The sequence below is a fragment of the Aliarcobacter lanthieri genome (genome assembly GCF_013201625.1).
GTDB lineage: Bacteria > Campylobacterota > Campylobacteria > Campylobacterales > Arcobacteraceae > Aliarcobacter > Aliarcobacter lanthieri.
The window spans coordinates 755,290-769,809 of the sequence record NZ_CP053839.1; the positions used below are offsets into that span (position 1 = coordinate 755,290).

At 25.0% G+C, this 14,520-nt stretch carries 12 protein-coding genes; 6 read left to right on the forward strand and 6 right to left on the reverse strand.

Features of this window, described 5'->3' with window-relative positions:
• Positions 1–14: 14 nt before the first annotated feature.
• Both aspS and ALANTH_RS03860 read left to right on the forward strand, forming a co-directional pair.
• Positions 15–1,766, forward strand: a complete 1,752-nt coding sequence (gene aspS, locus ALANTH_RS03855; RefSeq protein ID WP_026807544.1) for an aspartate--tRNA ligase — start codon at positions 15–17, stop codon at positions 1,764–1,766.
• 232 nt (positions 1,767–1,998) lie between these two features.
• Positions 1,999–4,569 carry a chemotaxis protein CheW gene (locus tag ALANTH_RS03860; protein ID WP_026807545.1) on the forward strand — a complete coding sequence of 857 codons (2,571 nt, stop codon included), beginning with the start codon at positions 1,999–2,001 and terminating at the stop codon, positions 4,567–4,569.
• Positions 4,570–4,611: 42 nt separating this feature from the next.
• Here the strand turns inward: ALANTH_RS03860 and ALANTH_RS03865 are convergent, their stop codons facing one another.
• Positions 4,612–5,238, reverse strand: coding sequence for an adenylate kinase (locus tag ALANTH_RS03865; RefSeq protein ID WP_026807546.1), 627 nt, complete (start codon positions 5,236–5,238; stop codon positions 4,612–4,614).
• A gap of 127 nt (positions 5,239–5,365) precedes the next feature.
• On the opposite strand from ALANTH_RS03865, the gene ALANTH_RS03870 reads away from it, so the two are divergent.
• Entirely contained in the window at positions 5,366–5,935 is a 570-nt protein-coding gene (locus tag ALANTH_RS03870) for an adenylate kinase (protein WP_026807547.1), read from the forward strand.
• Positions 5,936–5,953: 18 nt separating this feature from the next.
• On the forward strand, positions 5,954–6,718 hold the full coding sequence (locus ALANTH_RS03875) for a competence/damage-inducible protein A (RefSeq protein ID WP_029888294.1): 765 nt from the start codon (positions 5,954–5,956) through the stop codon (positions 6,716–6,718).
• Positions 6,719–6,722: 4 nt separating this feature from the next.
• On the opposite strand, the gene ALANTH_RS03880 is transcribed toward ALANTH_RS03875, so the two are convergent.
• From ALANTH_RS03880 to ALANTH_RS03895, 4 genes are all read right to left on the reverse strand, one after another.
• The gene (locus tag ALANTH_RS03880) at positions 6,723–7,457 is read right to left on the reverse strand and encodes a response regulator transcription factor (protein WP_172658490.1); all 735 of its coding nucleotides are present in this window, start codon (positions 7,455–7,457) and stop codon (positions 6,723–6,725) included.
• A gap of 94 nt (positions 7,458–7,551) precedes the next feature.
• Positions 7,552–8,187 (reverse strand): hypothetical protein, encoded by a 636-nt coding sequence (locus ALANTH_RS03885; protein WP_026807549.1) that lies wholly within the window; start codon positions 8,185–8,187, stop codon positions 7,552–7,554.
• Positions 8,168–10,489, reverse strand: coding sequence for a methyl-accepting chemotaxis protein (locus ALANTH_RS03890; protein ID WP_051583584.1), 2,322 nt, complete (start codon positions 10,487–10,489; stop codon positions 8,168–8,170). The genes ALANTH_RS03885 and ALANTH_RS03890 overlap by 20 nt, the downstream gene beginning before the upstream one ends.
• Before the next feature lie 165 nt (positions 10,490–10,654).
• The gene (locus tag ALANTH_RS03895; RefSeq protein ID WP_026807550.1) at positions 10,655–10,864 is read right to left on the reverse strand and encodes a hypothetical protein; all 210 of its coding nucleotides are present in this window, start codon (positions 10,862–10,864) and stop codon (positions 10,655–10,657) included.
• A 140-nt stretch (positions 10,865–11,004) separates the two neighbouring features.
• Between ALANTH_RS03895 and ALANTH_RS03900 the strand changes: the two genes are divergently transcribed.
• Positions 11,005–12,048: a PAS domain-containing sensor histidine kinase gene (locus ALANTH_RS03900; RefSeq protein ID WP_051583585.1), complete on the forward strand. Its 1,044-nt coding sequence runs from the start codon at positions 11,005–11,007 to the stop codon at positions 12,046–12,048.
• A 49-nt stretch (positions 12,049–12,097) separates the two neighbouring features.
• On the opposite strand, the gene ALANTH_RS03905 is transcribed toward ALANTH_RS03900, so the two are convergent.
• Positions 12,098–13,270 carry a MalY/PatB family protein gene (locus tag ALANTH_RS03905; RefSeq protein WP_026807551.1) on the reverse strand — a complete coding sequence of 391 codons (1,173 nt, stop codon included), beginning with the start codon at positions 13,268–13,270 and terminating at the stop codon, positions 12,098–12,100.
• A gap of 113 nt (positions 13,271–13,383) precedes the next feature.
• Between ALANTH_RS03905 and ALANTH_RS03910 the strand changes: the two genes are divergently transcribed.
• A complete protein-coding gene (locus ALANTH_RS03910; protein WP_026807552.1) occupies positions 13,384–14,511 on the forward strand; it encodes an iron-containing alcohol dehydrogenase in 1,128 nt (375 codons plus the stop codon).
• The last annotated feature ends 9 nt before the right edge of the window (positions 14,512–14,520 follow it).

The following is a 14,520-nucleotide window of genomic DNA, read 5'->3' on the forward strand; positions in this document are numbered from 1 at the left end:
AAATGGAGTTTAAATTGAGAACACATTATTGTACTAGTGTAAGAGAAAATTTAATAGGGGAAAAAGTAACAGTAGCTGGATGGGTTAATAGTAGACGTGACCACGGTGGGATTATTTTTATAGATTTAAGGGACAAAAGTGGTTTAGTTCAACTTGTTGCTGATCCACAAGATTGTAAAGATGCTTTAGTTATAGCAGAAACAGTAAGAGATGAGTATGTTTTAATAGCAACTGGAACTGTAAGAGCAAGAGGAGAAGGGTTAGAAAACCCAAATTTAGATACAGGTAAAATTGAGATTATTTTAGAAAATTTAATCATTGAAAATAAAAGTAAAGCTATGCCTTTTGATATTAATGATGAGAAAGTAAATGATGAAATAAAATTAAGAAACAGATTTTTAGAATTAAGAAGTAAAAAATCATTTGATATTTTCCAATTAAGAAGTAAAGCAACTATTCAAGCAAGAAATACTCTTGATGAGTTAGGATTTTTAGATGTTGAAACTCCAATTCTAACAAAATCTACACCAGAAGGTGCAAGAGATTATTTAGTTCCTTCAAGAGTTCATGCTGGGGAATTTTATGCACTTCCTCAATCTCCACAACTATTCAAACAACTTTTAATGGTTGCAGGTTTTGATAGATATTTCCAAATAGCAAAATGTTTTAGAGATGAAGATTTAAGAGCAGATAGACAACCTGAATTTACTCAAATAGATGTTGAGATGAGTTTTTGTACTCAAGAAGATGTTATTGGTGTTGCTGAAAAACTAATCTATGATGTATTTACAAAGTGCGGAAAAGATATACCAAAAACTTTTAGAAGAATGAAATATTCTGAAGCTATGGAAAACTATGGAAGTGATAAACCTGATTTGAGATTTGATATGCCTTTAATTGATGTTATAGATATTTTTTCAAAATCTTCAAATGAGATATTTAGTGAAATTGCAAAAGATAAAAAATCAAATAGAATAAAAGCTTTAAGATGTCCAAATGGAGATAATATTTTTTCAAAAAGACAGATGAAAGGTTTTGAAGATTATGTAAGAAAATTTGGTGCAAAAGGTCTTGGATACTTTCAAATGAAAGAAGATGGTCTTAAAGGACCACTTACAAAATTCTTTAGTGATGAAGATTTAGAAGATATAGTAAAAGTTACGAACCTTGAAGTTGGTGATGTAGTATTTTTTGGAGCAGGGGATAAAAAAACAGTTTGGGATTATATGGGAAGATTTAGACTTTTCCTTGCAAATGAAATGAATATAGTTCCAGCTGATAAATATGAGTTCTTATGGGTTGTTGATTTTCCTATGTTTGAAGTTGAAGATGGAAGAACAAAAGCTCTTCATCATCCATTTACTATGCCAAAAGATTTAAATAAAGATGATTTAGAAGAGATTGAATCAATAGCTTATGATATTGTTTTAAATGGAACAGAATTAGGTGGTGGAAGTATAAGAATACATAAAGAAGAGATTCAATCGAAAGTATTTGAACTTATGGGAATAGATGAAGTTGAAGCAAAAGAAAAATTTGGTTTCTTGCTTGATGCACTTCAATATGGAGCACCATCTCATGGTGGATTTGCATTAGGACTTGATAGAATGATAATGCTTTTAGCAGGAACTGATTCTATAAGAGATGTTATTGCATTTCCAAAAACTCAAAAAGCTCAATGTTTATTAACTCAAGCACCTTCAAGTGTAGATGAAACTCAACTAAAAGAGTTACATATAAGAGTTAGAAAAAGTGTTGAGAGCTAATATAGCTCTCAATACAACCTCAGATTTTAATACATCAAGTTTAAAATAAATTCTTTTATATTTATTATCATAAAATATTAAAATAAATGTTTATATCAAAGTTTTTTTTCGATAAAATGTCCAGATTTTTTTAATCATACACAAAATAGGAGAATAAAAAGTTATTTTTTAATGAACTTTTTTGAACATAAAAGTTCAACACAACTCAAAGTAGCCCTAATAGGAGATTGTTATGAAAGAGGAAACAATAAATTATAAGGGTATAAATATAAAAAATGAGTTATATCCGATTATAAAATATATTGAAGATGTAGATAAATATAAAGATGAATTAACTGCTTTAAACTCATCTTGGGATATTTTATCACTTCTAGGACAACTTGGCGATATTAACATAGATATAGGAAAAACAAAAGAGAATTTTCTAAATCTTACTTCAACACTATTAAATCACTTAGCTATTCAACAAATAAAAAAAGTTACTCAAGAGATAAATTTTAAATCACAAGTTGCTATTGATATTTTAGTTCGAAATCTTTTTGAAAGACGAGCTGATATTGGGTTTTTAGCAACAGATGATGAAATAAGAGGTTTCTTAGAAAAATTTATATCAAAATATGATGATAATAGTATGCTTTTAAAGCAAGATATTAAAAAAAGATTTGAAGAATATATCTCTAAATATTCAGTTTATTTTGATATTGTTTTATTTGATATTCACGGTAAAATAGCTGCTAGAGTGAATGAAAATATAAATGTTGAAAGAGTAGATATATCATTTATTCAAAAAGTTTTAAATACAAATGAAGATTATGTTGAAACTTATCAATTTCATGATTTTATACCAAAATATCCAAAATCATTAGTTTATTCATATAAAATTACAAATAATAATGAGAATTTAGGAGTTCTATCTCTTTGTTTTAAGTTTAAAGATGAAATGCGAGTTATTTTTAATAATCTTATAAATCAAAGAAATAAAGAGTGCTTAACAATCATTGATGAAAATGGTTATGTATTAGCAAGTAGTCATAGAGAACATATAGATTTAGGTACAAAATTACCAATAATTTTAGAGGAAAAATACAAAATTGTATCATTTTCAGGACGAGACTATATAGCAAAGAGTTCTAAAACAAGTGGTTATCAAGGCTTTTATGGTCCTAAGTGGTATGGACATATTATGATTCCACTTGAATATTCTTTTTTAAGTGAAGAACATAATGATATAGCAATAGATGAAAAAGTTATAAACTCTATGATACAAAATGAACAGCATTTTTCAAAAGAGCTAAAAGATGTTTTTGAGAATAGTAAAGAAATACAAGATAATCTTATACGAGTTATATGGAATGGAAATATCATCCAAAGTAAAATTAACTCAACAAATAGAGCATTTTCTAGAGCTTTATTAAATGAAATAGGACTTACAGGAAATAAGGCAAGTTCATCTTTAGATAATCTGAATCACACAATAATATCATCAATATTAAAAGATAGTGAATTCTTATCTCAACTTTCTATTGATATTATGGATAGAAATTTATATGAAAGAGCTAATGATTGTAGATGGTGGTCTTTAAATCCATATTTTAAAGATGCTTTAGAAAATGGTATTAAAGATAAAAAAATCAATGAAAGTTTAAAATATATAAATAGTTTATATACCGTATATACAAATTTGATAATATTTGATAAAAATGGAATGGTTATCGCTGTATCAAATGAGAAATATGAGTCTTTAATAGGTAAAAACTTATCTTATGAATGGATAGAACAAACTTTAAATTTAAAAGACACTTCAAAATATTGTGTTTCAAAATTCGAAAAGAGTAGTTTATATGATGATAAACCAACATATGTATATTGTAGTGCAATTTTTTCATCAAAGGATAATAAAAAAGTTATAGGAGGAATAGCTACAATTTTTGATGCACAACATCAGTTTTACTCTATCCTTGATGAAATTTTACCTAAAGATAATAATGGATTAAATCAAAAAGGTGTTTATGCTTTTTTTACTGATAAGAGTAAAAAAATTATTTCAACAACAAGTACAAATTTTAAAATAGATTCTTATTTAGAAATAGATGATAAATTTTTTAGGTTAAATAATGGTGAGTATTTAAGTAGTATTATAGAATTTCGTGGATATTACTATGCTGTTGGCGTAAAATGCTCTACTGGATATAGAGAATATAAAAGTGCAGTTGATGATTATAAAAATGACGTTTTATCTTTTGTATTTATACAAATTGGACAAACTGATATAGATATATCTTTTACAAATACAAAAACAAAATTTTTAACTTCTCAAAAAAGAGAGTTTGAAGATAAAACTGTTGAATTAGCAACTTTTTATTTAGGCAAAAGATTACTTGCTATTAATTCACTTAATGTTGTTGAATCTATAGGTATAGAAGATTTAGAAGTTTCTATTGATATGGATGAAACAAATCCTTTTAAAGGTATGGTTTTACATAAAGATAGATTAATATCAGTTCTAGATATAAGAGAATTTATAAAAGAAGATATAACAAATGAAGAACTTTCAAATATAATATTAGTGGAGTATGATAAAGATAATATTGAACATTGTGTTGGTCTTTTGGTTAGTTCACTTGAAACTATTTGTACAGTTGAAGAAAAATCCATTCAACATATTCAAAATCACTTTTTAGGTAGTGGAACTTTGGTTGAAAGTCTAGTTGAAATAAAAGATATAGATGATGATAGAACTTCTAAAGTTGCTATGCTTTTAAATATTAAAAAATTAGATGATAATTTTACAAAAAGAGTTTAATATATAAAAGGTAACTATTTATAATAAATAGTTACCAAAAAATTATGCTAATGCGTTAATCATATCTTTTGTAACTTCTGAAACATCTTTTGTTCCATCAAGTTCTATAAATATTCCTTTATCTTTGTAAAAGTCGATTAAAGGAGCAGTTTGAGTATGATACGCTTCTAGTCTTTTTGTAACAGTTTCTTCTGTATCATCTGCTCTTTGTTCAAGATCTTCTTCTTTTTCATCTACTGGTGGATTGAATTTAATATGATAGATTTTACCAGTTACTTTTGATGTTCTTCTCCCTGTGATTCTTTCAACTATATTTGAGTCTGGAACATTTAAAGATATTACTTTATCAAGTGAGATTTTCATATTGTTCATTAACTCGTCTAAAGCTTCTGCTTGAGCTAAAGTTCTTGGAAAACCATCAAGAATAAAACCATTTTTACAGTCAGAAACTGCTAATCTATCTTTGATAATACCAATAATAGTTGAATCAGGAACTAACTTCCCTTCATCCATAAATCTTTTTGCTTCCATTCCCATATCTGTTTTATCTGCAATTGCAGCTCTTAGTATATCTCCAGTTGATATTTGAGGGATGTTATATTTTTCAATTAAGAACTTTGCTTGAGTTCCTTTACCAGCTCCTGGTGCTCCAAATAGCATTAAATTCATATTTTATCCTTAAAATTTTTGGCTTATTGTATAGAAAAAGCTTTTAATAATAGATAAGTTTTAAATAATAGATTAGGAATTTAATTGATTTTTGATAGAATCATTCTCAAAGTTTTAAAGGAAAGTGATGAAAAAACTATTTTTAATAATTGGTGCACCAGGAAGTGGAAAAACAACAGATGCAGAATTAATATCTAAAAAACATATAAATATTACACATTATAGTACAGGAGATATGTTTAGAGCAGAAGTTGCCAGTGGAAGTCAAAGAGGAGAATTAATTGATACTTTTATAAAAGCTGGAAATATAGTACCTATAGATATTGCTATTGAGACTATTTTAAAAGCTATAAAAAATGCTCCAACAGATATTATAGTAATTGATGGATATCCAAGAAGTTTAGAACAGATGATAGAACTTGATAAATATTTAGTGAATGAGAATGAAGTTGAGCTTATAAGTTGTATAGAAGTTGTTGTAAGTGAAAAAGTAGCACGAGATAGAGTTCTTGGAAGAGCAAGAGGTGCTGATGATAATGTTGAAGTATTTAATAATAGAATGAGAGTTTATACTGAGCCATTAGAACAAATACAAGCATTCTATGAAGAAAAAGGTATTCTTAAAAAAATTAATGGTGAGAGAACTATTGAAGAGATTGTCAATGAAATGGATAGTTTTATTCTATCAAAAATATAAATTATTAAAAGTTTCAATATGAATAAAAAAATAAATTTTTATAGTGTAATTATTGGAACAGAACTTTTGAATGGGAGAAGAACTGATGCTCATTTCCCTTTCTTAAATAAAGAACTTTTAAATCGTGGTTGGGAACATAAAGCTTCTTTTGTTATTGAAGATGATCCTAAACTTATGTTAGAAATTTTTAATCTTATAAAATCTGATAAAAATTCTGTTATGTTTTGTTTTGGTGGAATTGGTGCAACTCCTGATGATTTTACAAGAGTTGTAGCAGCAAAAGCTTTTACAGATGAAAAAATGGAGTTTCACGAAGATGCAAAGCAAAGAATTATAGAACAATTTTGTGATGAAGCATATCCATATAGAATAAATATGGCTTATTTACCAGTAGGTGCAAAACTTCTTAAAAATGTTGTAAATAATGTTGCAGGATTCTATTTAGAAGATAGATTTTTCTTTACACCAGGATTTCCTTCTATGAGCCAAAGTATGGTTATAGAAGCTTTAGAAAAACTTTATCCTAAAAATATAGTGAAGTATAGAAAAACTATAACTATAAATAGTAGTGAAAATGACTTAATATCTAGTATGGAAAGAATACCTTCTCATCTTGATTTTTCTTCACTACCAAAAATCATTGGTGAGCAAAGAAGAGTTGTACTCAGTCTTGCTGGATATGATAAAGATGAAGTAGATATTTATTTTCAACTCTTTATAGATTTTTGTAAAACTAATAAAATGTATTATGAACTTAGAGATATTTTTGAACAAAATATCTGATATATTATTCAGATATCTCTATACTATATCCAAACCCATAATTATTCTGAATCACTAACCTAGGAACTTTTTTTCTAAGCCGTGATATTAGATTTTTTAAATTTAATATTTGAGTTTCAAAACTATCATAATAATTCCATATATGATTTATTATATTTTCATTAGAGTGTATTTTATTTGGATATTTTATCAACAATTCTACAAATAAAAACTCTTTTCTTGTAAGTTTTACAACCTTGTCTTTTAGAATTAATTGTTTCTCTTCTTTATTCCAAAAAAGTTCATCTGACAATTTTATAATAGTAGATTTTATATCTTTTTTATGATTCTTTTCATATATATTTTTTGAAATATCAAATAAGACATTTAAAAAATTATCATAGTCAATAGGTTTTAATAAAAATTTAGCAATTCCAATATTTATAAGTTCCATTAAATACTCTTTTTCACTATGGGCTGATAACACTATAACTTTTTGGTTTGGATTTATTTTATAAATATTTTTTATTAAATCTACTCCATTCATATTTGGCATTTGAATATCTGTTAATATAAAATCATAATATTTTGAATTTTCTTCAAAGTATTTAATATATTTTGAAAGACCAATTATTCCATCCATTGCTATATCTACATTACTAAAAATATCTTTAAGCAATAACCCCATCTCTCGTGATAAATCTTCATCATCTTCAACAAATAAAACTGTAATTTCCTTACAATATTTATTAAGTAACATATAATCCAACAAAATATTCCCTTCTATTTCAATATCAAAAATTAATAATATAAAATATATTACAAAAAAACTAGATTTATATTAATTAAGATAGTTATCTTTTTTTCTTTTTTCTTGAGTTATTAATTTTATATTCTGCTTTCTTTAGCTTCTCTATTAATTTTGAAGCTATTTTAAACATATTCATAATCACATCTTTTTTATCTATATCTAAATTCTTTCTTACTTTTTCATATTTACTAATTAAAGCTATATAATCAAAATTATTTAAGTATGGGTATAAATAACTACTTTTTTCTTCTTCTATTATCCATTCACTTAAAAGACAAATTACAATAAGTTCTGGTATCCAAAAACTTCCATTTGGTAATAAAATTTCTATATTTTTTACTAAAGTATCATAATAAACCATTAGAGGTTCTTCTCTTTTTGCCAATATTCTTAAAGTTGAGTTTTTACTTGCATTTTCGATTAAACTTCTAAGATAACTAGAATTTATAACAGTATCTTGTAAATTTTCTAGTAAATTCTTTAAAATAGAATATATATATTTATTATCTTCTTTATTGGATAACTCAAAATAATATACTCCATTATCTATTGAATCAAAATATTGTTCTAAAGTTGTTCTTATAAATACTAAAAGTGCTTCAGTTTTAATATCTCTTAATAGTTTAGGTTTTACTCTATTTTTACAATTCATATTAGAATTAAAAACTTTCCCATTCATTTTTATTTTTATCTATTTTTTTTAATTTAATATCTTTTATTTCTTCAATAAAAATATTATCTTGTTTATTGGAATTTTGATTTTCTATACATACATTTTTTTTAACCATATTTAATTCATCAAAAATATTTGAAGTTAAATTCTCAATATCTATTGCTAAATCTTTTAGATTTACATTTGAATCTATTTTTATATCTTCATCTACGAAAGTTTGAACTGCTTGATGAATATCTTCATGATATTTTTTTAAATTACTCCAACTTATAGTTTTTGTATATTTTTCTGAATTATTTTCAGATTCTTTTATCCATTTTCCTAAATTACAATCGTTACAAGATACTACAGTCCATCTTTCATTTTTACCAAGCTTTGCAAAGTTATTCTCTTTAAATCTTATGTGGTCATTTTTTAATTTTGCAGTTTTAAATACTAAATCTACATTACAAATATAATCTTTTGTTTGTTTTGAATAATTAGCTAAGTTTGCAGCCTTAACTAATTTTGATGAAAGTTCAGAAACTTCTTTTGATAACTCATTTATTTGATTTGAAACCATTGCATTATGTTGAGTTTGACGGTCAAGTTGATTGACTGCATCATTTATTTGCTCAATTCCCATTAGTTGTTCTTTACTAGCCATTTCAACATCTGCTATTAAATTGATTGTTTGAGAAATATTTGAATTTAATTGAGTATAACCTTTTATCATATTATTAGCTATATCTTTACCTTCATTTGCTTTTTGTGTAGCTAGTTCTACTATATCTTTTATTTGTTTTGCTGCTTCTGCACTTCTACTTGCAAGATTTCTTACTTCTTGTGCAACTACTGCAAAACCAAGACCTGATTCTCCAGCTTTTGCTGCTTCTACTGCTGCATTTAAGCTTAGTATATTTGTTTGAAATGCTATATTATCTATTACACTTATGGCTTCATTCACTAAATTTACCTGAGTATTTATTTCATCCATCGCTTGATTTGTTTGATTCGCTAATTTTTCTCCATGAACAGATGATTTTGTTATCTCATTAGAATATAGAGACATTTTTGCTATATTTTCTGTATTATTCCTAATATTAGATGTTATCTCTTCTAAAGCTGCTGCTGTTTCTTCTAATGATGTTGCTGCTTCATTTGCATTTGTTGATAAGTTTGATGAAGACTCTGATAATATAGTTGTATCCTCATTAAGTTTATCTCCAGTAGATAAAATCATAGCCAATAATTCAGATATATTATTTCCAACTAATCTTGTACTAGACTTTAAACTTCCATAAGTCCCAACCATTACTAAATCCTCAGGAACTCTACTTTCAAAGTGTGATTCACCAAAGTCTAATAATACATTACTTATTGAAGATATTTTTGTTTGTAAATTCTTTGAAAGAGAATTTATATTATTCTTTATAGCTTCTATTTGTTGGTTTTGAGATTCTGTTTTTATTTGAAACATAAAAAATCCTCTATCAATGTAATCAAGCATTTTATCTATTTCAACTAATATCTTTTGTTCATTTAATATTTCATTACTGATTTTTTCAATATTTTTATTTATAATTTTTGCCATTTCACCAAATTCATCTTCTGAATAAATATTTATTAATTCCACAGATAGTTTTTCTTTATTTAGATAAGAGAAAAAATTTATTAGACCTAATTGGAAAGATTTTATATTAAATATTAAGTTCTTCCCTATGAAAAATATCAATATTTGGATGATGAATAAAATAACTACTAAAGTAACAATGATTGAAATGATGATATTATCAGTTGTATCTTTTAGATTCTTTTCAAGTTTTAAAATTTTTTCTTGATTAGCTTCTTTCCATTTTAATAGCTTAGATTTTATGATTCTCCATTGATTTGTAGTTTCAACATTATCTTTATATATTAAAACTTCATTATTTTTTAATTTTTCTTCTATTTTGCTTAATTCAGTTATTTGTGAACTGTATAATTTACCAATATCAAATTTCTCAAATCCTAAAGATATATTTGAACTATTTTTTAATTCTATAATCAATTCGTTATAGTCTTTAATTGCTTGTATAAAATTTTCTTTGGCTTTTATATCATCATGATTAATAATAACTCCTCTTAAAGCATTTGATATTTGAAGTCCTTGTTCTAAACTACCATGAATTTTTTGTGATAGTTCTATAATTTCATATTTTTCTTTATTTGTTTTTTCTATATTATTTAATCCATAATATACAACAAGTGCAATTATAATAAATGATATTAAAGTTATAAAACTAATAATATTTATTTTATAATTGATTTTTAGATTTTTTAGTTTCATTTTTTCCCCTACATGAGTAAAATTAAAAAAGTTCTTATCTTATCTTATCTTTCAATTATAAAGCCAAATTAAGTTTTAGTTATATATTTTAGATTATTTTGATATTCTAAATTAAGATTGTCTGGAATTATAATTTAAAATAGTATTTAAAAAGTATTATTTTTATTATTTAGATACATAAGTAGATTTGTTATCTAAATTACAAATAAAACTATCTTTTGAATAATTATTTTCTAGTTGATTTACTCTTTTTTCTAAGTTAAAAATAGTTTTATAAATACTTGGGTTCATATTATCAATATTTGTAAAAGATACATCAGCGCTTTCAAATAAATCATTTAATAATAATTTCACATCAATATCTACTACTACCATTATTTTACCTTGAGTTTTGATAAGTTTATGAAATTCTAATAAAAGATAGTATTAGAAAAGTATTATTTAAAAATAAATAATTAAAAATAGATATTAAAAAATTATATGGTAATCTAACAAATAATTTTAAATGGAGAGATATGAAAACTGAAAAATCTATAAATGTGTATAATGAAATCATAAATAGTACAATAGAAGGTATTATCGTACTTCAAGATGGATTTATAAAAAATATAAATAACTCTTTATTAGAAATACTTGGATATGAAAATCAAGATGATTTAGTAGATAAGCTCGTAACAGGTATTTTAATACCAACATCAACAGAAAACTTTATTAAGTATAATCAAAAATTTTTTCAAGAGTTATCATTGGTAAAAAAAAATGGAGAGATTATTCCTGTTATTATAAAAATTAAAGATATTATCTATGGTGAAGAAGAGTACAAAGTAATTTATATATTAGATTTTACAGAAATAAAAGAAAAAGAAAGAATGCTTATTCACCAATCAAAACTTTCAATTATGGGAGAGATGATTAGTATGATTGCACATCAATGGAGACAACCATTAGCAATAATTACTAGTATGCTAACTAGAATAAAATTAAAATTAAATACAGACAAAATAGATAAAGAGTTTTTAGATGATAGTTTAAAAGGAATAAATCAATATATTCAATATATGTCATCAACAATAGAAGATTTTAGAAACTTATTTTCAAAAGATTCAAAAAAAGAACTTATTAGTCTAAATGAAATTATAATGATTGCATATAGTTTACTTGAAAAATCTTTTTTATCACAGAATATAAAAATAAAGATTATAAAAAAAGATTTAGAAAAGAAGTTCTTGCCTAAAAATGAATTAATACAAATATTTCTTAATATTTTAAATAATGCAAAAGATGCTTTCTTAGAAAGAAATATTGAGAATCCTCTTATAAAAGTATATTTTGATGAGGTAGATGAAAAACAAAAAATTTATATAGAAGATAATGCTGGTGGTATAGAAGAAGATGTTGCTATTAAGATATTTAATCCATATTTTTCAACAAAAAATAAGAAAAATGGTTCAGGATTAGGACTTTATATTTGTAAAAGTATTCTAGAAAAAGATAAACTAGGTGAAATAGAGTTAAAAAATAAAGAAGATGGAACAACTTTTATCATAACTATAAATTAAAAAATATATTTTATAAACTACTATAAAATTTTATAGTAGTCTATTTTTATTAAAAAGTATTTTTTATCGAATTTACAGTGAGTTTTAATCTTTCTAAACCATCTTTTAAAATATCTTTTGGGCAAGCTATATTTATTCTTATAAAATTATCACCATTTTCTCCAAAAGTTTTTCCAGATATAACTCTTAGTTTTCCAACATCTTCTAATTTCTTTGTAAACTCAATAGAACTAATATTTAACTTAGATATATCAATCCATAAAAGATATGTAGCTTCAGCTTTTACAACTTTTAGGCTAGGTATATATTCATTTATATAGTTTATTAAAAAATCTTTATTATTTTCAAGATAAACTAAAAGCTCTTCTAGCCAATCATCACAATAAAGATAAGCAGTCGTTGTTGATTCAATTCCAAAAACATTTAGACTTTTTACTTCATTTTTTGCTAAAGAATGATTTAGTTGTACTCTTAAATCTTGATTTGCAACTATTATATTTGAAGCTTTAAGTCCAGCAATATTAAAAGTTTTTGTTGCAGATGTACAAGTAATAGAGTTTTGTAAAAATTCTTCTGAAATAGATGCATATGGAGTATAAGAAAAATCTTTAAAAACTAAGTCTCTATGTATTTCATCACTTATTACAAGGACATTGTATTTTATACAAAGTTCACCCATCTTTTGTAAATCATCTTTACTCCAAACTTTGCTAGTAGGGTTGTTTGGATTGCAAAGAATAAAGAGTTTTACATTTTCATCTTTAATTTTGTTTTCAAAATCTTCAAAATCTATTTTATAAGTATTATTTTCATAGATTAAATTATTTGTTACAACTTCAATATTATTTCTTTGAATCGCAATATTAAAATAATGATATACTGGAGATTGTATCAAAACTTTATCTCCCTTTTTACAAAATGCTTGTACTATTGCACTTAAACTTGGGATTACACCAGTTGTTGGTTCTATCCACTCTTTTTTTATATCAAAGTTATATTTATTTTTCCACCATCTTATTTCAGCTTCATAATATTCATTTGGTATTACTGTATATCCAAAAACTCCATGAGTTGCTCTTTTTATAATATTTTCAACAATTTTAGGTGCAACTTCAAAGTCCATATCTGCAACCCACATAGGAAGAACTCCATCTTTTGTAGTATCCCATTTTGAACTATTTGTATTTTTTCTTTCTATAATTTTATCAAAATTGTATTTCATAATATTTTCCTTTTTATAAAGTATTTATTATACAAAATTATATTTTATATAAGCTTCTTTGAATTTGCTATATAAAGAATAAAGTAGATAAAATTTTAAAAAAGGAGTAAATTATGGAAAATTTCAGTTTTTATAATCCAACAAAAATAGAGTTTGGGAAAAATAAAGAGAAAAATATTGGAAAATATATAGGTCAAAATGGAATAAAAAAAGTTTTATTAGTTTATGGAAGCCAAAGAATAAAAAAAGATGGACTTTTTGATAGTGTAACACATAGTTTAAAAGAGAACAATATTGAGTTTGTAGAGTTTGGTGGAGTTATCAGTAATCCTATTTTATCAACAGTACATAATGCTATAAAAGTTGCAAAAGAACAAAATGTTCAAGGGATTTTAAGTGTTGGAGGAGGTTCTGTATTGGATAGCTCAAAAGCAATAGCTGTTGGAACTTTATATGATGGTGATGTTTGGGACTTTTTTGGAAGAAAAAAAGATATAGAAAAAGCCTTGCCAATTTTTGATATTATAACTCTTGCTGCAACTGGAAGTGAGATGAATGGTTATGCTGTTATTACAAATGAAAAAAATAAGAGAAAAGATTCTATTTGGTCACCATGTATTTATCCAAAAGTTTCTGTTATAAATCCTGAACTTCAAAAAAGTGTTTCAAAAAACTATTTAGTTTATTCAGCAACAGATATCATAGCTCACTGTATAGAAGGCTATTTTACAGCAAAAAAACATCCAACATATATGAGTAGAGTTGTAGAATCTATCATAAAAACAGTGATTGAAACAACAGAGATTTTATTAAAAAATCCAGATGATTATGAAGCAAGAGGAGATTTTGCTTGGGCTGCTACAAATGCTTTAAATGGTACAACTACAGTAGGAATTTCTAATTATTCTTTTCCAAATCACTTGATAGAACACTCACTTTCTGCACTTTATAATGTTCCACATGGAGCAGGGCTTAGTGTAGTGATACCTGCTTGGGCAAAATGGTACTATAAAGAAAATGAAGTACAATTTATAAGATTTGCAAAAGAAATTTTTGGAGAAAGTAGTGCAATAAGAGGAATTGAAGCCTTAGAAAATTGGTTTAATAAAATAGGGACTCCTACTAAACTACAACAATTTAATTTAAATGAAAATAATATAAAAGAGATTATTGAAAATCTTTCATTTCAAAATGATATTTCAAAAGAAGATTTAAGAAAGATTTTAAATTTTGCACTTTAATTTTTAAAA

Excerpts from the sequence above, each read along its gene's own strand:
- ALANTH_RS03880 (WP_172658490.1), bottom strand. The coding sequence starts at position 7,457 with ATGTTACTTAATAAATATTGTAAGGAAATTACAGTTTTATTTGTTGAA.
- ALANTH_RS03900 (WP_051583585.1), top strand. The coding sequence starts at position 11,005 with ATGAAAACTGAAAAATCTATAAATGTGTATAATGAAATCATAAATAGT.
- ALANTH_RS03890 (WP_051583584.1), bottom strand. The coding sequence starts at position 10,489 with ATGAAACTAAAAAATCTAAAAATCAATTATAAAATAAATATTATTAGT.
- ALANTH_RS03895 (WP_026807550.1), bottom strand. The coding sequence starts at position 10,864 with ATGGTAGTAGTAGATATTGATGTGAAATTATTATTAAATGATTTATTT.
- ALANTH_RS03885 (WP_026807549.1), bottom strand. The coding sequence starts at position 8,187 with ATGAATGGGAAAGTTTTTAATTCTAATATGAATTGTAAAAATAGAGTA.
- ALANTH_RS03860 (WP_026807545.1), top strand. The coding sequence starts at position 1,999 with ATGAAAGAGGAAACAATAAATTATAAGGGTATAAATATAAAAAATGAG.
- ALANTH_RS03910 (WP_026807552.1), top strand. The coding sequence starts at position 13,384 with ATGGAAAATTTCAGTTTTTATAATCCAACAAAAATAGAGTTTGGGAAA.
- ALANTH_RS03905 (WP_026807551.1), bottom strand. The coding sequence starts at position 13,270 with ATGAAATACAATTTTGATAAAATTATAGAAAGAAAAAATACAAATAGT.
- ALANTH_RS03865 (WP_026807546.1), bottom strand. The coding sequence starts at position 5,238 with ATGAATTTAATGCTATTTGGAGCACCAGGAGCTGGTAAAGGAACTCAA.
- ALANTH_RS03875 (WP_029888294.1), top strand. The coding sequence starts at position 5,954 with ATGAATAAAAAAATAAATTTTTATAGTGTAATTATTGGAACAGAACTT.
- ALANTH_RS03870 (WP_026807547.1), top strand. The coding sequence starts at position 5,366 with ATGAAAAAACTATTTTTAATAATTGGTGCACCAGGAAGTGGAAAAACA.